Raw genomic sequence first — 678 nt, 5'->3', positions numbered from 1 at the left:
TAGCTCCCGTTTTGATACTCGCGATTACTGGTTTGCCTTGACTATCGCTCACGCGATACTCTGCTCCTGACAAGACCGCTTTACTTTCTTTATCAATTTTCTTGATCTTTATTCGCCCTTGGCGATTATTCGTAAAGGTTAGCGTCGCTGTTTGGTTTCTCACAACTTCTACTGCTCGATTGTTTCCTTCTACTGGTGCCGCTACATGCCCTGTAGGGGCCGCTGTTTCACTGACTGTGTATTTTCCAGTTGGTAAATTCCCTAGAGTATACACACCATTGGCGTTGGTTTGACCACTTCCTACTTGGGTTCCTGAGGCATTTTTTACGATATATTTCGCACCTGCTAATCGTTTTTTTGTATCATCTTGTTTGATGACTTGGAGTCCACCTTTTTGACGTTGGTTTTCAAATACTACCTCAGGAGTGGTTTCGCCCATTTTTACGGTCACTTCAATACTTGAGGGCGTTGCTAGATCATAGTTTGTCGGGGCCGCGCTCTCTTGTACCTGATAGTTCCCTGCCGGTAAGTACCCCGTCGTCACTGTTCCGTTAGCTCCCGTTTTGATACTCGCTATTACTGGTTTGCCTTGACTATCGCTCACGCGATACTCTGCCCCTGACAAGACCGCTTTACTCTCTTTATCGATTTTCTTGATCTTTATTCGTCCTTGACGAT

At 45.4% G+C, this 678-nt stretch carries 1 protein-coding gene; it reads right to left on the bottom strand.

Features of this window, described 5'->3' with window-relative positions; translation table 11 throughout:
• The coding region (locus RV15_RS18815) for an MSCRAMM family protein (protein ID WP_281246852.1) at positions 1-678 on the bottom strand (678 nt) is incomplete at both ends.

This window comes from Enterococcus silesiacus (assembly GCF_001886225.1).
GTDB lineage: Bacteria > Bacillota > Bacilli > Lactobacillales > Enterococcaceae > Enterococcus_L > Enterococcus_L silesiacus.
This window is presented reverse-complemented; position numbering and strand designations above follow the sequence as displayed.